Genomic DNA, 22,254 nt, shown 5'->3' with positions numbered 1-22,254 from the left:
TTCAACGTGTGATGCAAAAATATGGTTGGCAATGTCGAGTGAAGGTGAAGAAACGTAAGCGTACAGGGCAACCCGCATATGTAGCACCGAATTTACTGAGACGAGATTTCACGGCAACAAAACCATTGGAGAAGCTTGTCACGGATATTACTTACTTGCCCTTTGGTCAATCTATGATGTATCTTTCAAGTATTCTAGATGTCTACAATGGTGAAATTGTGGCGCAAACAATTGGTTCTACACAAGATACGTCATTCGTTTTGGATACTTTAAATCAATTACCTGATTTACCGCAAGGCTGTATCTTGCATAGCGATCAAGGTTCTGTGTACACATCATATGCGTATCAAAAAGCAGTCAAAGAAAAAGGAATTACCATGAGCATGTCGCGTAAAGGCACGCCCGCTGATAATTCCCCAATTGAAACGTTTCACTCCTCACTAAAGTCTGAAACGTTCTATCTCGACGGAATCTACCGCACGACAAATGCGCATATGATTCAAATCGTCGAAGACTACATTACCTATTATAACAATATCCGTATTCAAACAAAATTAAACAGCCAGTCTCCGGTAAAATACCGTAAACTGGCTGTACAATAAGGTGTTTTCTTATTGTCTCAAAAAAGACAGGCAGTGCCAAATTAGCTGCTTTTTTTATAACTCATATCCTAATTTCATTCTAAATCATACAGATCAGGTAGTTTTATGTACATGGTTCACTGTATTTTGGCTATTTTTATATTTAAAACTTAGCGCAAAAATGATTCCAAGAACGAGGGTATAGGTTGCAAAAACTAACCAGATATTCTGCCAGTCTTTTAGGCCGTCAACCGTAAAATAATCCACTATTTTTCCACTAATCACAGCGCCTAAATAAACCCCTAGGCCGTTCACCATTGTCATGAATAGGCCCTGTGCACTCCCACGAATACGGTGATCTACTTCTTTATCTACAAACATCGATCCAGAAATATTAAAGAAGTCAAATGCTGCACCGTAAACGATCATGGAAAATAGTAATAAGAGGAACCCGAGTCCAGTTGGGTCTCCAAAAGCTAATAAACCAAATCGCAATGTCCAAGCCGCTATACTCAAAAGCATGACTGTTTTAATCCCAAATTTACGTAAGAAAAATGGTATAGCAAGAATAAAGATTACTTCTGAAAATTGTCCAATTGATAATAAAATCGCTGGGTATTTCACAGCTAGACTTTCTTCATAGTCAGGATTTTGCGCAAAATCATGAAGGAATGGATCAGCAAATGTCACGTTAATTTGCAGTGCAGCACCGATCAGCATAGCAAACACGAAGAAGATGGCCATTTTCTTTTGTTTAAATAGGACAAAAGCATCGAGTCCTAAACGACTTACCAACGACTTATCCTTCCTAACACTTGATGTTGGACAATCAGGCAATACAAATGAAAAGAGTGCTAGTAAAATGGCAGCCCCTGCTGCAATGTATAACTGGATATTACTTAACTCAAATCCACCAATACTAATGATCCACATGGCAAGAATAAAACTAACGGTTCCATATACACGAACGGCTGGGAATTCTTTCGTCGTATCGAGCCCTTCTTTTTCTAAACTAATATAGGAAATAGTATAAGATAATGAAATCGTCGGTATGAAAACCATAGCATTAAATAACATCACCCAAAACATAGCGGTTGGGTCCGAAATTTGTGCGGCTATCAATAAGCAAATCGCACCAATAAAATGACAAATCCCATACAATCTATTCGCTTTCATCCATCGGTCAGCGATCACCCCTATAAGACTTGGCATTATAAGAGAAGCAAGTCCAGATGCGCCATAAACCGCCCCTACTTGTGAGCCAGAAAAATGTAATGTATTGATCATATACGAGCCAAGTGTAATTAGCCAACATCCCCAAATGAAAAACTGGAGAAAGATCATAATTTTAAGTCGATTTTTAATTGTCATTGTTTCCCTCTATCTAAGTTGTTAGTGTCTGCGCTGTAATTTTCTAGTCTTTAAGCCTTTTTAGCTAGTTCAGTAATATAATCAAAGAATGCATCGCGATTCACATCATAAACGACATTCACAGGTCGTCCCTCAGCGGTTTCAACTGTACGGCCTTGGCTTGGACCGTCTGTGTGTACAATGCTGTTAATCGTTTGTACTTTCACAAGATCACGATTGCCAACAAATGCAGTTGTTAACACATCCCATAAATAGTATGTAGAGTTCGTTGAAAAGTGAACAAGTGGTGGTACCATCGCATAACATTGTCCAATAAAATCAACACCCAGGTATTTGCGTTCTTTAGCCCAACGTTCACGTACATCTAAAGTTAACGGTACTTGGTTTGTACTTTCAAGCGCCACTAAATTAATTTCTATGCCGGTATCCCATACACGAGCGGCTGCTTCAGGATCCCAAAACACGTTCCATTCCGCTGTTCCATCATGTTCAGGTTCATGTACGTTTCCTGCTTCACGGAATGTACCACCCATCCAAACAAGTCTTTCGATTTTCTCTTCAATTTCAGGAGCTTCATCTAATGCACGAGCGAGATCAGTAAGCGGGCCTGTAAATAATAAAGTTGTTTTTTCTTCAGTTGCTAAAACCGTATCGATTAAATGCAGATGTGCTGGTTTATCAGCCACTGGTGTTACAACTATTCCAGATTCATTTAAAATCGGTAGGGCATCAACATAAAACGCATGCATACGCCAATCTTTTGGAAAAGGGTTTTTCGGGCGTGAATTTGACTCAGCTACGTCAAGGCCGCCGTTGCCAAAGCGATCAATAATTTTTCGGCTCGCAAACATTGCTGGTTCTAAATAACAATCTGCTGGAATGACTGAAACACCTGTGAGCTCAACCGTGTCCATTTTTAGTAATAAAAATAGCGAAATAAGATCATCAACTCCGCCATCATGATTAAAGTAAATTTTTTCTTTCAATTTTCTCGATCCCTTCGTGGTGAATTTTTCTAAGTTGTTTGGGATTCACCTAACTGTTTTATTGTTGAAACACTCGAATAACGTCACACTTTGTTCCACACCAAGCTCCACCGAAATCCCCTATCGTTCCATATTTTGTGATAAAGGTGACTTTTACACCTTAAAATATAAAAAATGCTCCGATAGCTACCGGAGCATTGACTAGGGCATGTATAAATACAAAAAGAAGAATTGATCGCCTCTTCCATTTAACACTTACCTCGTAGTCAAGCCCTTTATGGTGGCTTGGTAGAAACTTTTGGGCCATATCCCCAATTTTATACGACATTATTCTAATATTATTTCAGAATTATAATAACAATAGTTCAGGGTTTCGTCAACTAAATTACGAACATTTCAAATCAATGTATATGTTTTGTTCGCTTTTAAAGCATTTACACTATTATTCCCGCTAAATTTCTTTCGTATTTTTACAAATATGGGGTGATCCAAATCCATCGACTGCTATATTCAGCAAAAGTGGATCGCAGTGCCTCAGCGTTTTATTTTCTATAAAAACAGCGACAAACACCGATTTAACAGTGTTTGTCGCTGTTTGAAAATCCTTGTTGCACTAAAGCACCTCGTTCGTATCATAGGGTCAGCCAGAGAAATCTGGTTGACTATTTTTTATTCACTTTTTAGATTGATAATAGCCGGAATAGAACGTAAGCACCCATGGGATTTGATCCCGACAACTAACTGGTTCACCCTGTACTTGTACACACGTGATTAGTACAATACCATATAGCTTAATAGGAAAATTACTAGTACCTTCATCACTATTTTAAAATAAAAAAAATGGATTTCTTGTCATTTTTAAAATTTCGTACCTCCTCTACAAGTAAAGCTATAAATATTAAAATGAATGCAACTTCTGTTAAATTATCATAAGCAAACCCAAGGATACCTAGTAGTAATGCGACGCTAGCAATAACAATTTGTATCTTATTTAACTTAGTGAAAGTCCTTTTCATCGTTTCTCCTTTTCACCTTCATTTAAAACAAATTTTACCACAAGTAACCGTGACTTCTCGCACTTATCTGCGCCATTAGTTGAAGAAAGAATGTACCCAAAGCGTCCTTTTGTAACATTTCATTGAGATTCTATTTATATGTTACCGCCATTCAGCACAAGTCGAGCGTAGCGTCTCAGCTTGTTATTTTCTATAAAAAACAGCGACAAACACCGATGTAACAGTGTTTGTCGCTGTTTGAAATGTTATAAAGCTTACGTTTGGAAACGTTTATTAGGTTTACTTTATGAATCCTTGTTTCACTAATGCACATGCTATTTTAAGACGAAAAACAACACATATGGAATTCATAAACTCTTTGTGAAACTGCATCAGTTAGTTTTATATCAGGCGAATTGATTAGGGAATAATTGTATGGTTTTTATCTTTATTCTTCATAATTTCTGTGAAAAATATCCAAATTTATAATACCAACTTTAAAGATTGTCGCGAAGGGCTACTCGACTCTCGTGGGAAAGCGAAGCGTTAGCGGCAAAGCAAGTAGCCCGTAGTGGAAATCCACCTTTTCTATTATCAGCATTGGGTAAAATTAGTTAATCAACGCACCTATTACCTTTTCAAAACTGGAATCCAAATTTCACTTGTGACAGATGATGAAGTTAAATCTTTGGTTTTAATCGACAAGATTTCTGGTCCTACTGCTACTTGATAATTGGAAGATGGAAACCACTCAGAATAAATCCTTCCCCAAGTCTCCTGTAGTGTAGTAGGAAAAGGTCCGGTTGATTCAAATATCGCCCAAGTTAAGGCAGGAACTTCAAGTTTTGAAAAGTTTTCAGGGCATTCTTGTGTTGTTGCTACTCCTATATACTGATCAAGTTCCCCTTTTTCTTCCATACGCCCTTCAGAAAAGTTTGTCGATGCTTGAATAATCCCTACCGGTTCAACGTTTGAAAGCGTTTTTAATTGCTCTATTTTTTCCATCGTCAAGGATTTCCACATCGCCGTAATTTCCGGATTTTCCCCTTCAAAAATAATTGGAACTCTTTTCATAATACCAACTATATTAAACCCCACTTTTTCTTCAATTCGGTAATTCATTTCATTTCCTCCTTTAATTGATAATTGGAAGGTCATAGGTGGAAATGTTTTTAATTGCTGTCCGTTATTCCTTGCTTCTGATGGTGTTACACCATGAAAATTTTGAAAAGCTCTAGTAAAAGAGTCTGGTGAATTGTATCCATATTTAATCGCAATATCAATTATTTTTAAATTGATATTTGTAAGCTCAAATGCCGCCAAGCTCATTCGTCTACGGCGAATATATTCTGATAATGTTATTCCTGCAAGAAAAGAAAACATTCTTGTAAAATGATATTCGGAACAATTAGCAACTCTTGCCACCATTTTGAAATCTATTTCGCTAGTGAGGTGATCCTCAATATATCTCATTGCATCATTCATGCTCTTTAGCAAATCCATTAAATGACCTCCTTACATCAATAGAATAACAGGAATTGAATGTGTCAGTCCGACATTTCAGTCACCATTTTGTCGGATTAATACTCTGTTTTACGAAACTGTCATCGTATCATTTTAGAAAAGAATAGTATGCTTGTTCTTAAAGCTCCCTTCACAATCTGGCCCCATTACTGAAAAGGCACAATTCCAATTCAAGAAAATGCGCCCGATTGTTGAAGATCGTTATTCAAAGGAAAAACCAAGAAATGTTGGTTTAACAGCATTTCTTGGATTCCGGCCTCATTCCAAACTTGCATTTGGGAACATTTATTGGGTTTATTTTGTATACGTTATAAACCTTTGTTGCACTAAAGCCCTCGTTAGTCAAATTAGTTTTAACTATTTTCCACGTTTATAACTAGTTCCCCAAATAATTTCTCATTAAAATATATTTCTAATTTCCATAATCCACTTGTAGGGAACACCATATTCGATGGGATATGGGAATCAGCACCATCATTAGGGCTAATAGGAGTGTTGGGATATTGCCACACTGTTTTACTTTCAGATACCAACACAGGATGTTCTTTTCCCTTTTCGTCCGTGCCGACTATTTTAAAATCACCACTGATCGTTTCAGAATCTCCCCAAAAATGCCACATATACTTACTTTCTTTATTAGCAATAATCTTTTCTTCTACTACTTCACCTGTTTTACCCGATCCGACCAATAAACCAACTTTCCCTTCTTCGCCAATAAACAAATACTCACCTTCTGTCCCGTCACCAAAAGTAAAAGGTAGTGAAAAAGTAGAACTTAACTCCCGAGTTTCGTTCTTATCAGTATTGTTACAACCAACAAGTGTCATTAAGAATAGCAAAGAAATCAACATAATCATTTTGTTCCTCATATTGCCCCCCCTTATCAACTAGACATTTCCTGTTATTAAATAAGTTAGTTAAATTCTTCTTAGATGAACGATATTCTTTGTACTACTTCAACAATCTTGTAAAAATCCCTTTTTATTCAACTAACCTAACCTGTTAGCCATCCATGTCGCGTAAAATCAACGCTACACCACAGAATATGAAAGATTATTACGTTCTTTCATGGAAGTTGAATTAAAAAGCATCTAAAGCGAGGTTTGGTAACTTTTATCCTTAATTTCGTATTTCAATAAGGTTACTTATTATTTTTAGGGAAGAATTTAATACAGCTATTTTCATTTTCATTTAAGAATTGTAAATCTTCAATTGTTATTTGCTGTGGATTTATTCGATGTATGTTTTTAGAAGGCACTTTTTCACTGTGCCATATTGACCAAAATTCCACTCGGTTTTGTTCTTCAATATTCTTCTTAATATAGTCAACAAGTTGGTTTAAAAATGTCTCATTTGTCTTCCCTCTCACCTTATAGATATTAGGCTTTTGAATTTGTCCTCCTGCTGCTATAGGAGGATTTTTTCTACAAGGGAGAACTTCAAACTGTCCCTCTAAATTGTATTCTTCAAAAGTTAGAACCGTCGGCAAGGGATTTTTTGAAGCAAAATAATAATAAAAGCTCATTATATTCCTCTTTCTAAATAGTTTTAATTAAAAATAATATACCAAATAATGTAGTTATGAAGTTAGATGGTTACCAAATTGTCTTTAGGTTACATTTCATAAAAGAATGTTATTCCACAATCTGGCCCTATTGTTGAATTGAGTGACTCACATTTTTAAACCACTTTATTACCTCTGTACAATTACGGGCTTACTGATTACATACCTTAGTCAAAAACTATCAGTCACATGTGCAAAATATCCGTTTATCTGAGATTTTTTAGAATAAACGGGTATTTCTTGGGCGTAAAAGCCACCATTCAAGACAATAGCACTCCACATAAAAAAGCCACCCAAAAATAATTTGAGATGACTTTTGCATTTATATATTAGAATAGCTCTAATGCATGCCCGTCGTCGTTATCAACGTCCATACGTAGTCTGCTGGAACTTTTGGTAAGTCTTGCATGGCTCAGCTAGACTTCGACATATACTTTACACAGCATGAAATCACTTCGAAGATAATCGCGAAGTTTTATTTGATTTGTTTACACAGTTGACAATGAGCCTGGTTGAGCAATTGCTCTACTTCAGTTTTAAGTGCTTGGTTCGCATAACGAAATATTTCATCTTCACCCGCTGTAGCAATACGCACATCACTAAAATATTTATCGATCCGGTGCCATCCAACAACACGTATTTTTTGTTTCGCTAACTGTCGCTTCAAATTGAAATAATCCTGTCGTACACTTTTCATTAAATTTTCCACAAAAGGTAAGTAAATTGCTTTCATCTTCAACTGCTCCAATGTTTTATAATCACATTGCAAAGACTGAATCGCTAAATCTAAAATAAGATACTGGTGTAAGAGCTGTCTTTGTTCCGCGTTAATCATAACTCTCATCCTCTAATCTCGCTGCATATATTGAGTGAAATGGAATGCGTTTTACAGCGGTTAGTGTCTCGAGTACGAGTTGTTGTAATTCAATATCTAATGCAGTAATTGCACCAGTCCATTGTACGTACTTAGCCTCTTGCCACGTAGTAATCTTTACTATTTTATGCTGTTTAAAGGCTTGATTAATTGTTTGTTGCAAGTCCTCTAGCTCCCATTCAGATAAAGTTCGTGGAGCTTCAGCATACGCTTCCCTCTTCCACTGTTTTATTTTTTGTATATGTTCAGGGAGCATCATTGCCGTCCATTTAATCGTCCCTCTATCTTTTATCATAAAATATCACTCCTATTACGCTAAATGACCACCAACTAATTTATCACGCTTTAAGGCTGTGCCTGCATCAGTGAAAGAAACTGCTCGTAACAATGCCGTAGCACCGAACTTTCGCCTAATAGAGTCCATTGTGTGCCCTAAGATTTGGCGTTGTTCTTTTTTGACATCAAACAGATCGAGTTGAATGCTGTGTTCCGGCTCAAGATTAGATATACGTACTGAGAGCTGCCTTGCTGGCTCACCAGCAAAATACTCATCGAGTAATTCAAGACAAACATTATACATAACAAGGGTTTCACTAGTTGGTACTTTTATCGTTTTTGATCGTTGGAAACTTTTTGTCATAGCACTACGGCTATAAGACAAACCTAGTGTAATTGTCCGACCAACATAGCCTGCTTCGCGCGTTCGTCGCATAACGTCCTCACACATTTCAAGTAACGCCACGGATATTTCTTTTCTTGTATGGTAGTCGCGCATTAACATCTGGCCTTTCCCAAAGCTTAGAGCTGAGTTTTTAACTAGAGGCTCTCCAAGTGTGGAAAGGTCAATCCCATGCGCATGGTGATACAGTTGATTACCCATGATGCCAAATTTTTTCTCTAATTCATTTAAATCAGCATTTGCTAATCCACCGACTGTTAATATCCCCATTGCGTTAAGCTTCGCTTCCATCTGTTTTCCGATACCCCACATCTCGGATAAAGGGCGCACAGGCCAAAGTTTCGTTGGTACATCCTCGTAATTCCACTTTGCAAAACCTGACTTTTTAGCTTCCAAGTCTAAAGCGAGTTTTGCCAGCAGCATGTTAGGACCCATTCCAATAGCACTTGGGATACGAAACTGATCATATATCGCTTTTTGAATTTCCTTTGCTGTATCTTCAGGATGTCCCCAAAGCCTTTCCGTTCCTGTTAAATCCACAAAACTCTCGTCAACGCTATATACATGAATCGCCTCTGCAGGTACATACTTTGAAATAAGACGAGTAATAGCCATAGACATTTCAATGAAAAAACTCATCTTCGGTTCAAAAAGTTTGATGTCTGGATGCTTTGGTATTTCAAAACGACGATTGCCTGTTTTTATCTTGAATCGTTCCTTCATAGGTGGCGATGCAGCTAAGACAACGCTACCAGGTTGAGTGAAATTAGCTACGATTGCGATTGGGGTCGTCATGACGTCTAAACCTTCAAGCATTGCCATGCAACTAGCGTAAAAGCTTCGCATATCAATACATATAATCGAACGCTCCGGCAGATTTCCATACATTAAATAATCCCTCGCTCTTTTTAGACAACTGGAACAATAGTAAGAACATTATCGATAATAAAAGTACGCTTTACCTTTTTAGGAATACACATTTTCGTGATGACTCCAGACTTTGAAATGTACATCATGTATACTAACTGATTGCGTTGCATCACTTTTATTAATGGATCTTTCATTGTTTTTACTCTCCCTCCGAAATAAAACAGAACGTTTGTTTGTATATATTATACGCACAAACGTTCTGTTTTAGAAGTGGTAATTTTTACATTAGTCCTTTAATTGATTAAGAACTAATTTAAAATCCTGTAATTCCCCAATATCTCGGAAGTTTCTAAATGGATTACCCACAGCTCTTACTCGTTCCATATATGCAAATCTTTCAAGGTTACATTTCGCTCATTGAAGCTTATCAACCGCACACTTTTACGTAGCATGTAATTCATGAATACGTGCGAGAAGGCAATAGTGTAAGAACAGACGATTTTAATAAAGCAGCGTAGACCAGAAGTTCTTGCTGATGATTTACTATTTTAAGTGATTCAAGAAACTCCCATTGAACACAGACCTATCACCCGATACTCGTCCTTCATAAGCAGAAACATACGCAGTTTCAAAATGGCTTTGAAATCCAGCCGAATGACCGCCGATGCCACAAGGCTTAGAAACATGAATAGACCGCAAAGCTTTCTTGAAGAAGCGCTTTGCGGCCTGTTTATCTCTTGTTTCACTGTGATAAAATGTGTTTCCTCCAGAATCTACTTCACAATACAGATACATCCATTGACCTTTTACTTTTTTTATTAGAGCCTTAATTATTTTATTTAGATTCGATCGCAATTCCATCACGTAATGATTGTTTTAAAATTTTCCCAGCAGTATTACGCGGCAATGCAGGTAAGAACTCTACAAACTTAGGCTTTTTATAAGAGGCTAAATTTTGTAAACAATACTCAATTATATCTTCCTTTGTGAGTGTTTGATTTTCCTTTAACACTACGAAGGCCTTCACACTTTCTCCCCACTCTGCATCCGGTACACCAATGACAGCAGCTTCAAAAATAGCCCCATGACGATATAAATGATTTTCTATTTCGGCTGGGTAAATATTTTCACCAGCACTAATAATCACATCTTTTTTACGATCACGTATATAAATAAAGCCCTCTTCATCTGCAGAAACTAAGTCCCCACTATGAAACCAACCACCCTCAAAAGCTTCTGCTGTTTCTTCTGGGTTTTTATAATATTCTTTCATCACTGTTGGTCCTCGGTACACAATTTCCCCAATTTCCCCGACTGCTACATCATTCATATTCCCATCAACAATGCGTACCTCTATATTTAAAATAGGTTTTCCCAAAGCAGCTGGTTTCCGCATTGAATCAACTGGTTTCATGGCAATAGTAACTGGACTCGTTTCTGTTTGGCCAAATAAATCATACATACCTTCTATTTTAAAATGCTCCATTATTTGCTCTTTTAATTTTACTGGGCACGTTGCTGCTCCAGCAATACAAGTTCGTACAGAAGATAAATCATAGTCACCTATATTAGGCGTATTCACAACAAAGTTCCACATCGCTGGCACTAAAAATAAAGATGTGATTTTTTCCTTTTGAATAGCTTGTAACACAGCATTCGGAACAAAATCTTTCTGAATAACAGCTGTCCCTCGGGCTAAGGTGCAAAACACTAATGATGCAAGTGCTGCTGTATGAAAAAGCGGAGCGACGATCAGCTGTTTAACATTCATATCTAAATCTAATTCTCGAACCAAATTTTGTGCATTCAATACTAGATTTTTATGTGTAAGTACAGCCCCTTTTGGTTTCCCAGTCGTCCCAGATGTATACATAATGATGCTTGCATCATTATCACTTTGTTGTTCGGGAATATAATCATATGTTTCTTCAAACAAATGATCATATGAAAGCATCCCTTCAACTGGTTGTTCAGAAGCTACTATTATTGTACGCAAATTCGGTAATTCGTTACGAATTGATTGAATAACATCTACATACTCTTTATCAATAAATAAAAGTTCAATATCAGAATCATTAATAATATAAACCAATTCTTCACTTGCTAGTCGGAAATTCATCGGTACACCTACGCCACCAGATAATGTAATAGCCCAAAATATTTCTACAAATTCTATAGAATTTTTAAACAGGAAACCTATTTTGTGATCTTTTTTAATACCTTGCTGCTGTATCCACCCTGCTAATTGCAACGCTTTACTCTCTACTTGGGCATAAGTAAATTCTTGATTTTCAAACGTAAAACATACCTTATCTGGTACAACATGCGCCGCACTTCTTAATATATTGCCAAGTAGTAACTCCCTCGACATCTCTAAAGATTTTGTTGTCATAAACTCACTCCTTTGAATTGGCTATAACTATTAAAACCTTTACTTGAATAACTCTTCCGCAATTTCTTCCATTGTTGCACCTTCATCACCTTAAACTTCATTTTACGTTTAGTTTAATACTTGTTATCAAAGTGACTGGAGTACTCGTATACGGTCGGACATCGAGCGCTGAGTTACTTGTGCAGATCGTGCTACTTGTTCAAACGCATGCTGTGCACCTGGGTGTACATGTAATTCAACCGAAATACCAGATTGCCAAAGTTTCTTTGCATAATCAACATCTTCATCTCGGAAAATATCGAGTTCACCTACCTCAATGTAAGCAGGGGCAAGTCCTTCAAAATTTGTATTACGTGCCGGTGCGGCTATAGATGAAACATTATCTCCTGCTAAATCTTCTCCAAGAAGTGCCTTCCAACCAGTATAATTATTGTCATATGTCCATGAGGCGAACGGGACAATATTCATATCCGGCTCAAGATTTCTATCATCTAGCATGGGATAAATAAGAATTTGTTTCAAAAGTGGTGTCTCACGATCACGAGCAAGAATAGCTACACCTGCAGCTATACCTCCTCCAGCACTATCCCCCATTACAGCAATTCGATTTGATTCAATACCTAATTCAGAAGCATGTTCAATTAGCCATGTAATTGCAGCATAAGTATCTTCCACAAGCCCTGTTCCTGAATTTTCCGGAGCTAATCTATATTCAACAGCTAGAAATGGTACACCACTCAAAGATACATAATGAGAAACAGTTGGATCATACATGTCAAGATTTCCACATACCATCCCTCCACCGTGTGCATATACAACAGCTGAACCAGGATTAGAGCCTTTTTTGGTATACCAGCGAAGCTCAATTTCGACATCGTCTTTAGTAGTGAGATTAAACGTTTTGATTTCCACATCTGAAAATGATGGAGCTTGGGTCCCCGTATGTTCAATAATTGCATTTACCATCTCTCGCAAAGCTTTCCAATCTCCACGTTTTGGCAATGTAATTTCTTCGGAATTTTTCGAAATTTCATCGAGCACAGCCTGAATTTCTGAATCAAATTTAAACGTCATTGTTCCATACCTCCTTTGAGTAGTAGACTACACAACACTTCTAGTTGTAATCATATGAAAGTTATCGTTGTTAAAGTACTAACCCTATATCAAAACATCCTAACTTTTACATCTCGAAAATAAATAATAAAATGAAATCTAAAAAAATTAAGAATATATTCACTACCAAATTATTGAGGCACTTTATCAAAAACATCTTTTATTACTTGTGCTACATTAACGGCATCTCATACTAATCCTTTACTTTTTCTTTAGTCCTATTCTACGTATGCTATCCACTCCCCTCAACAATGCTGGTATGAAAATTGGTAACATAACAAATCTTAATAAGAACAGACCTGAATTACAGTCATTGCTACTTCAATGAGCGTAAAAACCCCTGAAGGAATCAGCGCTGCAAACGTACCGCCGATAATAACAGTTGCTGAAATAGCAACTCAATCGATATGACGCGCACCATCCAGAATCATTTCTGTAGCATTACCATCTAACTCTCTATAGAGCATCATTAAGAAGATACTGTAGTCAACTCCTAGCGCTACGATCATAAATTGAAACAATGGGGAAAATGGTTGAGTTTCTTAATTATTTTAAAGATATTGATCTAGTTCAAAACCCTACGCCATTCTTACTTAAAGTGGCTCATTTTTTTGATCAGGATATTGAGTTTTATCGTATGTTAATCTACACAAAAGGTGCCCCTTCCTTCTGCAAGAGGCTAACTTATTTATGTGAGTACTGATACATCACACGGATGCTAGTGATATCCTTTATTTGTTAAACTACACAACCATTGAGCATACAATTACCTTAAAGACGTTGAAAAAATGTTCGCCTAGCACAAAATAAGCACTTCCAAGAGTTTCATATTTGAAAATAGCGCTGAATATGAGAGAATAGAATGCTAGAAAGGAAGATGTATGAATTATGACGACCTTACAAAAACTTACGCCATCATTTGATCCATGGGAAGCGTATTTAGATGTTGAACAACATGGACAAATGACTCTATCGAATATTGAATTTACAACAACTAACCTTTGCAACATGCGCTGCGCTCACTGTGCAGTCGGCTATACATTGCAAAATAAAGACCCTGAGGCACTGCCAATGGACTTAATCACGAAACGCCTTGATGAAATTCCGCATTTAAAAACACTCAGCATCACAGGCGGCGAGCCAATGATGAGCAAAAAATCCGTGCAAAACTATGTACTCCCTTTATTAAAATACGCACATGCACGTGGAGTACGTACACAAATCAACTCTAACTTAACAATGGAGCCAGAACGCTATTTACTCATTGCACCGTATTTAGATGTCCTACATATTTCACACAACTGGGGCACAGTCGATGAATTCGTCGAAACAGGCTTTGCAATGATGGACCGTAAACCTACATATGAGCAACGTGCAGCGCTTTTCCAACGCATGATTGATAACTCTCGTATGTTAGCTGAGCACGGTGTTATGGTATCGGCAGAAACGATGCTCAACAAAAAAACATTGCCGTATTTAGAGCATATCCATAATCAAATCATCAATGAAATGAAATGTGCGCGACATGAAGTACACCCAATGTACCCATCAGACTTTGCGAGTTCGCTAACTTCTCTTTCACTAGAGGAAACTCGCGAGGCTATTCATCACCTACTTGATGTGCGTGATGAAAACACGTGGATGCTGTTTGGTACACTACCATTCTATCCATGCAGCACGAACGAGGAAGATCAAAAGCTGTTAAAACGTCTACGTGAGGAGAAAAACGTCACAATGCGAAATGATCCAGATGGTCGCTCTCGCCTTAACATTAATATCTTTACAGGCGACGTCATTGTCACGGACTTTGGTGACACGCCTGCACTAGGTAATATCTTGAACGACGAACTTCCAGCAGTTTTCGATAAATGGATGGCTACAGAATTAGCTAAATCACTAAATTGCCACTGCCCAGCGGTAAAATGCTTAGGGCCAAACGTACTTGTGAAAAATATGTACTATAAAGACGCCACTTTTGTTAGTGGCTCTGCGAAAATATAAACATGAAAATGTCCAATGCGGCTCAAAATATTCCTGCATTGGACATTTTTATATCGATAAAATCCTATGTGTACATAATTAACAATCAAAAAACACCCAACTCTGACACGAAGCAGAAACTGGGTGCTACCATTCTATTGACGCGCAAGTTTCTTGGCATACCAATCTTCATAAACACGAGCAACAAGCGCAAACTTGTCCTCTTTTTTCTGGACAACATCATTAAATTTCATAGCCCCCACTTTGAATTCCGTGGCTGACTCATTGACGATAAATTGCAAAATAGCGTGCCCGCTTTCGCCAGAATGTGTAATTTCCCCAGAAAGTTCTACCACATGCTCACCTGTTTTTGCCTCATAATAACGCCAATATGGTTCTGTAAAATAATAATTGAATGCAGTACTGACGGTGACATCCGAGAACTCAGTCACATACCCCTCTTTTACAGCGTCAATGTACACTCCATCCGTTACATCACTTTTCGCTGTATAAACAACACCTACCAGAACCCCCATAAACACAACACAAATAAAGACCCTAATATGATTCCCTAAACTCAAATGTCATCACGTCCCCTTTACGTAAAAAACATCATTTCCTACATAATACCATTAAATAAACTGCATAAAACAGAATATTTTAACTTAAAAGAGAAATTCAGCTCTCGAACAACAATTTACTTATTCCTATATAATAATTGCGAGCGAAAATGAACAAAGTGATTTTAAAAATTTCAAGTGGCATTATCAATAGAAGGAAAATTACTTTGAGTGATGGTTCTGAAAATTATAGCGTAGCCATTCGTATTCCCTAGTTATTACCTATAGTTCACAAAACATTACAAGCACAATACCCAAAAGACATGCTTTATATGATGTTTTATCACAAATTACATAACCATTTTCCACCAAATTCTATTTACAGCCTTCCATTGTTCCGCTACTATCAAATTATTACAACTAGAAAAGAGATGACCTATTTTGCCATTTGATTTAGACCTTAATATTTTACTTATACTCCTTCTTTTTGGCTTTTTAGCGGCGTTTATTGATTCCGTCGTTGGTGGAGGTGGGTTAATTTCGCTTCCAGCCCTAATGTTTGTGGGGCTTCCACCTTCAACAGCCGTGGCGACAAATAAACTAGCTGGTACGATGGGGTCTCTCACAAGCACCATTACGTTTTACCGTTCAGGCAAACTAGATATTAAATCTGTCTATAAGCTGTTTCCATTTGTATTCATCGGCTCCATGATCGGCGCATGGATTGTCCATCTGTTGGACCCAAGTGTCTTAAAGCCGCTAATGCTGATTATGCTTGCAGTTGTAGCAGTTTATACGATTCTCAAAAAAGACTGGGGTGGCGTTTCTACTTATAAAAAACTCACACCCAAACGTTATGTGCTGTTTATCGTTGCTATTACGTTAATTGGATTTTACGACGGCTTTTTAGGTCCTGGGACAGGCTCTTTTTTACTCTTCGCCTTTTTAATGGTCGGCTTTGACTTTTTAAAATCCGCTGGCAATGCTAAATTTTTAAACTTCGGTAGTAACATTGCTGCACTCCTAATGTTCATGTACTTAGGGCAAATCAATTACGCCTATGGTCTCCCAATGGGACTTGCGCAAATAGCTGGTGCCATTGTCGGTTCTAAATTTGCTATCAAACGTGGGAGTGGCTATGTCCGCAAACTGTTTATCGTCGTTACAATTTTATTACTTGTGAAAAATACATATGATTATTTTTCGTAAACCATTAAATCTTACCTAAAGTTGGGTAAGATTTTTTTAACGTTATTCAATTGAATAACGTTAAAACCTCCGGTGGATGTCACAGATATTGAAAGGAGTTAATTGTGCAAGCACAATTCAAAATCTGTACACAATTACGCTTAGGCGTAATTGATTAATATAAACTTTTTCACCCCTTTCGCACGTCTAGTAGTTGTATACAAATGAATTTGTTTAAAAAGGAGCTTCTTTGGACATGAAAACCAGAAATGCATTTCAACATGAAGAGGTGTTTGTCCAGTTCATACGTGAAAATAAGGAACGTTTTTATTTGCTAGCTTATAGCTATACGAAAAACGAGCAAGATGCACTCGATGTCGTACAGGACAGCATTCAAAAAGCCATGATTGCGCTAAACAACATCGAAAAAGTCGATTACATGAAAAGCTGGTTTTACAAAATCGTCGTGCGTACTGCCATCGATTTTTTACGCAAGCATAAACGTTTACAAATCATGGATGATGAAACACTTCATCACTTAACCCCCGCACAAGAGGACAAATATGAAAACGTCGATTTAGAGCATGCTTTGGCTGAACTGCCACAAATGTACCGTGAAATCATCATTTTACATTATTTCGAGGATTTAAAAATCGCTGATGTGGCAGATATTCTCGGCATTAATCTCAGCACGACAAAATCACGTCTTTACAAAGCGTTAAAAATACTTAAAATTCAACTGCAAGATACAGAAGGAGAAATGACACATGAATGATAAAAAATTAAAGGATTTACAAAAACAATATGATAATAGGCCAATACCAAAGGAGTTAGACTTTATCGTGGAAAATGCGTTAAAGCAAGGAAAGAAAAAGAAAAGGCGCTCACCTCAGTGGCTACTTGGAACAGCCGCTGCGGCAATGCTCTTTACAGCTAGCTTAAATATTAGCCCTGCAATGGCACGAACACTTGCAGACATCCCCGTTGTTGGTAGTGTCGTAAAAGTATTAACGTGGACAGAATATAAGGTGACTGAAGAAACATATGATGCAGACATTAAAGTCCCGTCTATTGAAAATCTAGAAAATAAAGAGTTAGCAAACAAATTAAATGAGCAGTACCGCGCAGAAGGCAAAGCCCTTTATGAACAATTCATTGCAGAAGTTGGTGATTCAAAAGCGAATGGTGGCGGACATTTAGGTATCGACAGTGGTTATGAAATCAAAACAGATAACGACCAAATCTTATCGATTGGTCGCTACGTAGTAAACACAGTTGGTTCTTCTTCTACAGTCATGCAATACGACACGATTGATAAGAAAAACGAGATTTTATTGAGCCTACCAATGCTCTTTAAAGACGATGCCTATATTAACGTTATAAGCGAAAATATCAAAGAACAGATGCGCGCAGAAATGCTTGCATCAAATCAAGAAAAAACATACTGGGTCAAAGGTGCAGGTATTGCTGACGAAGATCTATTTTTCGATTTCACAGCCATTGATGCTGAGCAAAAATTCTATATTACCGATAGCGGAAAACTAGTGATTTCCTTCGACAAATATGAAGTTGCTCCAGGCTATATGGGCGTTGTCGAATTTGAAATTCCAACAGAAGTATTACAAGATGTCCTTGTAAGTAACGAATACATTCACTAATCAAAATAGCACTATCCCATATTATTACGGGATAGTGCTATTTTTAATTAATTACGAAGCGGCGACCCTAGATTCATTCAGTGTTTGAATACCCACTGAATATAGTTAAAACTTATAATCCTACATATTTTTGTCAAAGCTAATTGATATCAATAAATGTTAGAGGGTTATGATATGAAAAGCATAGGGCCAATTAGTATTTTACATGTAATCTTTCTGTCAATGACAGTAATTGGATTAAAAAATCATGTAACTATTCTACCTCCACTATTAAATGATGCAGGAAGAGATGGGTGGGTATCCGTCATATTCTCAGCAATCACGTTACTCCCTTGGCTGTTTCTATTAGTGTACATCCATACAAAAACAAATCAAGAACCGCTAAAAGATTGGCTGAAGCAAAAAATCGGTAAAATCGGCTCCTCCATCATCATATATAGCACTGCTATTTTTCTAATTGTCATATCTGCATTTACGATGGTTGAAACATTGCAATGGGTGAATACAACCTTTTTACCACAAACACCTGTCATTATATTATTACTCATTTATGTCATCCTCTGTATTCTTCTTGTTTCCACAAATATACAAACGATTGTAATTGTAAATGTATTCGTGTTATTTGGAGTCGTTGTCTTTGGATTTTTTGTAGCCTTTACCAACATACAAGTAAAGGATTATGAGCTATTGCGCCCTTTTTTTGAGCATGGATTCCAGCCTATTTTAAACGGAATGATCTATCCCGCTTCTGGATTTATTGAATTGATGATACTTTTATTTATTCAACATCAGATCAAAGACCGAATGCGTTGGTATCATTTCGCAATCATGCTTTTTATTTTAATGGGACTGACGATCGGGCCACTTATTGGGGCAATTACAGAATTTGGGCCAATTGAGGCGGCTAAGCAACGCTACCCTGCTTATGAGGAATGGGGACTTGTGTCGCTCGGTCGTTTTATCGAACACCTTGATTTTCTTTCGATTTATCAATGGCTAACAGGAACATTTATACGAGTCGGTTTCTTGTTGTATGTGGTTGCGGATCTATTGAATATGACCGGTGATAATAAACGAATTTGGAAAATGCTAGCCCCACCATTTTTCTTCATATGTTTACCGCTAATTATTTTGAATGAGAACTTATTTCTTAAGATTAAAGGAGAATATATATTAACCACGACGTTCGTATTCTTTTTCATATTATCCATATTGTTAGGGGTTGTTGCTTTCATGTCAGAAAAGTCATCAAAGAAGCTCAAAACTGATAAACAAGACATAGAAAGTGGTGAAGCATGATGCCATCAACGGGAAAGGTAATGGATTTAAACACCTTAAAGCAGTTATTTCAGAAATCCGCAGATGTCCTGTTCCAACAGTATACATTTCAGCAACACAACGTACACTTCATTACATGTGACGCGATGATTGACCTACAACTACTGAATGATGTCATTGTAAAGCGAGTCCAACTTCTTTTCGAAAACCTAGAAGAAAAATCGCTAGAAGAAACCATAACAGCACAATTACACATTCCAAATATAAAGCAAGTTGTAGATAAAGAAGAGGCCATTTCTCTTGTCTATACTGGCCATCTACTGCTTTTTTTCGAAGATGAACAGCTTCTGTATTCAAGCAATATCGCGAAGAAACCAAATCGAAATCCTGAAGAAACAAAAATGGAAGTAATTATAAAAGGACCGCGAGATAATTTTATTGAAGACATTTCGGTCAATATCGCTATATTGCGTAAACGACTCCCCACTAATTCACTATGTGTAGAAAAAATGGAATTAGGAAAGCGTTCAAAAACGGCAGTAGCCATTCTTTATTTTGACGATATTGTCGATATGGATATTTTGAAAGGCATCAAAAGACAGCTGGCAACCGTTGATACGGATATTGTTTTTAGCGGCGACGTGTTAATGGAAAGTGTCAATAAAAATTCTAAATTATTCCCTAGGTTTGAATATACCGGAAGACCGGATTATGCCATTCAAGCCCTAGTTCGTGGCCGATTTCTTATACTTGTTGATGGCGTTTCATATGTGATTATTACACCTGTCAATTTATTTTTACTGTTAAAGTCAGCAGAGGATAATGAATCCCCTATTTTTTTTAGTTCACTTGAACGAGTATTACGTATAACAGGGATTCTAGTCGGTTTACTTTTACCTGGATTTTGGCTTGCATTAACGACCTATCATCAAAATCAATTACCTTTGCAGCTATTAGCAACCGTTGTTCAAGCGAAAACCGGACTTCCCTTACCGTCATCCGTTGAAATGTTGCTCATGCTACTCATGTTTGAATTGTTTCGCGAAGCAGGCTTACGTCTTCCCACTGCCATTGGTGGAACCATTAGCGTAGTTGGTGGATTAATTATTGGGGATGCCGCCATCCGAGCCGGCGTCACGAGTCCAGAGATGATTGTCATTATCGCTATTTCTACGATTGCGTCATATACACTCGTGAATCAGTCACTTGTAGCAGCAGTCAGTATATTACGTGTGGTATTCATTCTGTTGAGCGCATTTTTTGGTTTATTCGGTTTCTTTATTGCCCTATTCTTCTCACTGCTTTACTTAGCAAACATCAGAATATTCGGTTACTCTTACCTAAATCTTGCAACAGATTTAAATTGGACAACCATCGCAAAATCCATCTTCCGATTATCACCTAAAGGCTATGCAGAGCGTCCCGAAACACTAGCTCCTCAAGATCAAACACGTAGCTCTGAAGATGAGGACAAAAAATGAACAAGAAAATACTATTACCACTCTTATTGCTTGTTACATTACTCTCGGGATGTTGGGACGTATCCGAACCACAAAGAATGTATTATATCGAAGGGATCGGTATAGATTTTAAAGATGGCCAGTACGAGGTATATATGCAAATTATTGATTTCACAAATATAGCAAAATCCGAACAGCGTAATCCTGAAGCTGAGCAGGCTGAAGTCGGCCATGCCAAAGGAAAAACAATTGATGAAGCAATTTTCAAAATATACCGCTCCATCGACCAAAAAGTATTTTGGGGGCATATGACATACCTAATTTTTTCTGAAGACGCACTAAAAAAAGAGAACCCCAATCAAATGATCGACAGTTTTCTTCGTCATAAGGATACAAGATATACAATTTGGGTATATTGCACACAGGATTCCATCGAAGATATTCTACTTACGACACCTATCATCAATAAAGCAATTACATTGTCTAAGCTAGGAAATCCTCTAAATTCATATGAACAGGAATCGTTGATTGAACCAGTTAATTTACGAAGGTTAATTATCGGTCTTAATGAACCTAGCCATGAAGTAAGTATTCCATTAATCGCTCTTAATAAGGATTGGAAGAAGTCAAAAGAAACATCTGAGGCTACTGAAATAACTGGTGTTGGTGTAATTTCAAAAAATGAATTTAAAGGTTATATCCAAGGAGATCAGGTACATGGGATACAGTGGATGTCCGATGAAACGATAAGAGGCGATATGACTATCGAGTTAGGCGAAGATGACAATAACTACTTAACAATTACACTTAAGAAAATACATGTGATAATAGATCCGATTGTAACGAACAAAGACGATGTAAAATTTAACATAAACATTAAGTTTGATGTAACCATTGATGGAATACAAGGAAAAATAACGGATCAAGAAATCAGAGAAGCTGTCATAAATCAAGTCCAAAAAGACATTAAATCCACCTATGAAGAAGCATTAAAAAAAGATATTGATATCTACCGACTTTCAGAAGTGCTCTATCGTAAAAATGTGAAGAATTGGAGAAAAATTGAAACGAACGGAAAAATAGACTTGACTGAAGATTCTATCAGCAATATCGAAGTAAACGTTAATAAGATAAATCCTGGAAGAAAAAAATTTATAGAGACAATCGAACAATAATTGAAT

The 22,254-nt window shown here is 37.2% G+C and carries 21 protein-coding genes, 1 pseudogene and 1 riboswitch; of the genes and pseudogenes, 8 read left to right on the top strand and 14 right to left on the bottom strand.

The genetic code is table 11. The features are described from left to right. On the top strand, positions 1-602 hold a 602-nt coding region (locus ACIQ2D_RS05500; protein ID WP_402860603.1), incomplete at its 5' end, for an IS3 family transposase. Between the two features lie 93 nt (positions 603-695). On the opposite strand, the gene ACIQ2D_RS05495 is transcribed toward ACIQ2D_RS05500, so the two are convergent. From ACIQ2D_RS05495 to ACIQ2D_RS05435, 13 genes and pseudogenes are all read right to left on the bottom strand, one after another. After that, on the bottom strand, positions 696-1,952 hold the full coding sequence (locus ACIQ2D_RS05495) for a nucleoside permease (RefSeq protein WP_402860600.1): 1,257 nt from the start codon (positions 1,950-1,952) through the stop codon (positions 696-698). Positions 1,953-2,002: 50 nt separating this feature from the next. After that, the gene (locus tag ACIQ2D_RS05490; protein ID WP_402860597.1) at positions 2,003-2,938 is read right to left on the bottom strand and encodes a nucleoside hydrolase; all 936 of its coding nucleotides are present in this window, start codon (positions 2,936-2,938) and stop codon (positions 2,003-2,005) included. 243 nt (positions 2,939-3,181) lie between these two features. Then, positions 3,182-3,283: riboswitch (purine riboswitch) on the bottom strand. A 476-nt stretch (positions 3,284-3,759) separates the two neighbouring features. Beyond that, positions 3,760-3,954, bottom strand: coding sequence for a hypothetical protein (locus ACIQ2D_RS05485; protein WP_402860594.1), 195 nt, complete (start codon positions 3,952-3,954; stop codon positions 3,760-3,762). Positions 3,955-4,563: 609 nt separating this feature from the next. Continuing rightward, positions 4,564-5,436, bottom strand: coding sequence for an AraC family transcriptional regulator (locus ACIQ2D_RS05480; RefSeq protein WP_402860591.1), 873 nt, complete (start codon positions 5,434-5,436; stop codon positions 4,564-4,566). Positions 5,437-5,810: 374 nt separating this feature from the next. After that, on the bottom strand, positions 5,811-6,326 hold the full coding sequence (locus ACIQ2D_RS05475; protein WP_402860588.1) for a DUF4871 domain-containing protein: 516 nt from the start codon (positions 6,324-6,326) through the stop codon (positions 5,811-5,813). Positions 6,327-6,598: 272 nt separating this feature from the next. Further along, positions 6,599-6,982 carry a hypothetical protein gene (locus ACIQ2D_RS05470; RefSeq protein WP_402860585.1) on the bottom strand — a complete coding sequence of 128 codons (384 nt, stop codon included), beginning with the start codon at positions 6,980-6,982 and terminating at the stop codon, positions 6,599-6,601. A 514-nt stretch (positions 6,983-7,496) separates the two neighbouring features. Then, positions 7,497-7,856 (bottom strand): YhjD family protein, encoded by a 360-nt coding sequence (locus ACIQ2D_RS05465; protein WP_402860582.1) that lies wholly within the window; start codon positions 7,854-7,856, stop codon positions 7,497-7,499. Beyond that, complete coding sequence (locus tag ACIQ2D_RS05460; RefSeq protein WP_402860579.1) at positions 7,849-8,190, bottom strand: YolD-like family protein; 342 nt, start codon at positions 8,188-8,190, stop codon at positions 7,849-7,851. The genes ACIQ2D_RS05465 and ACIQ2D_RS05460 overlap by 8 nt, the downstream gene beginning before the upstream one ends. A gap of 15 nt (positions 8,191-8,205) precedes the next feature. After that, positions 8,206-9,462, bottom strand: coding sequence for a Y-family DNA polymerase (locus ACIQ2D_RS05455; protein WP_402860576.1), 1,257 nt, complete (start codon positions 9,460-9,462; stop codon positions 8,206-8,208). A gap of 20 nt (positions 9,463-9,482) precedes the next feature. Beyond that, positions 9,483-9,638 (bottom strand): hypothetical protein, encoded by a 156-nt coding sequence (locus tag ACIQ2D_RS05450; protein WP_402860573.1) that lies wholly within the window; start codon positions 9,636-9,638, stop codon positions 9,483-9,485. Between the two features lie 478 nt (positions 9,639-10,116). After that, positions 10,117-10,257 (bottom strand): annotated as a pseudogene (locus ACIQ2D_RS05445) (DDE-type integrase/transposase/recombinase); the annotation flags it as partial. 22 nt (positions 10,258-10,279) lie between these two features. Next, a complete protein-coding gene (locus tag ACIQ2D_RS05440) occupies positions 10,280-11,836 on the bottom strand; it encodes a class I adenylate-forming enzyme family protein (protein WP_402860566.1) in 1,557 nt (518 codons plus the stop codon). Between the two features lie 126 nt (positions 11,837-11,962). Beyond that, the gene (locus ACIQ2D_RS05435) at positions 11,963-12,910 is read right to left on the bottom strand and encodes an alpha/beta hydrolase (RefSeq protein WP_402860563.1); all 948 of its coding nucleotides are present in this window, start codon (positions 12,908-12,910) and stop codon (positions 11,963-11,965) included. A gap of 927 nt (positions 12,911-13,837) precedes the next feature. Here ACIQ2D_RS05435 and yfkAB point away from each other — a divergent pair. Further along, positions 13,838-14,950, top strand: coding sequence for a radical SAM/CxCxxxxC motif protein YfkAB (gene yfkAB, locus ACIQ2D_RS05430; protein WP_402860560.1), 1,113 nt, complete (start codon positions 13,838-13,840; stop codon positions 14,948-14,950). 134 nt (positions 14,951-15,084) lie between these two features. Here the strand turns inward: yfkAB and ACIQ2D_RS05425 are convergent, their stop codons facing one another. Beyond that, positions 15,085-15,510: a hypothetical protein gene (locus ACIQ2D_RS05425; protein WP_402860557.1), complete on the bottom strand. Its 426-nt coding sequence runs from the start codon at positions 15,508-15,510 to the stop codon at positions 15,085-15,087. A gap of 420 nt (positions 15,511-15,930) precedes the next feature. Between ACIQ2D_RS05425 and ACIQ2D_RS05420 the strand changes: the two genes are divergently transcribed. The 6 genes from ACIQ2D_RS05420 (at position 15,931) to ACIQ2D_RS05395 (ending at position 22,248) form a co-directional block, all read left to right on the top strand. Continuing rightward, positions 15,931-16,698, top strand: coding sequence for a TSUP family transporter (locus ACIQ2D_RS05420; protein WP_402860554.1), 768 nt, complete (start codon positions 15,931-15,933; stop codon positions 16,696-16,698). Positions 16,699-16,933: 235 nt separating this feature from the next. Further along, positions 16,934-17,452 carry an RNA polymerase sigma factor SigV gene (locus tag ACIQ2D_RS05415; RefSeq protein WP_402860551.1) on the top strand — a complete coding sequence of 173 codons (519 nt, stop codon included), beginning with the start codon at positions 16,934-16,936 and terminating at the stop codon, positions 17,450-17,452. Beyond that, a complete protein-coding gene (gene rsiV, locus ACIQ2D_RS05410) occupies positions 17,445-18,335 on the top strand; it encodes an anti-sigma-V factor RsiV (protein WP_402860548.1) in 891 nt (296 codons plus the stop codon). The genes ACIQ2D_RS05415 and rsiV overlap by 8 nt, the downstream gene beginning before the upstream one ends. Before the next feature lie 174 nt (positions 18,336-18,509). Beyond that, entirely contained in the window at positions 18,510-19,634 is a 1,125-nt protein-coding gene (locus ACIQ2D_RS05405) for an endospore germination permease (RefSeq protein WP_402860545.1), read from the top strand. Continuing rightward, entirely contained in the window at positions 19,634-21,094 is a 1,461-nt protein-coding gene (locus ACIQ2D_RS05400) for a spore germination protein (protein ID WP_402860639.1), read from the top strand. Before ACIQ2D_RS05405 ends, ACIQ2D_RS05400 begins: the two co-directional genes overlap by 1 nt. Further along, the gene (locus ACIQ2D_RS05395; protein WP_402860542.1) at positions 21,091-22,248 is read left to right on the top strand and encodes a Ger(x)C family spore germination protein; all 1,158 of its coding nucleotides are present in this window, start codon (positions 21,091-21,093) and stop codon (positions 22,246-22,248) included. Before ACIQ2D_RS05400 ends, ACIQ2D_RS05395 begins: the two co-directional genes overlap by 4 nt. Positions 22,249-22,254: the final 6 nt, after the last annotated feature.

This window comes from Lysinibacillus sp. NPDC097287 (genome assembly GCF_044761695.1).
Lineage (GTDB): Bacteria > Bacillota > Bacilli > Bacillales_A > Planococcaceae > Lysinibacillus.
Note: the sequence above shows the minus strand (reverse complement) of the source record. Positions and strands in the feature narration are given on the sequence as shown.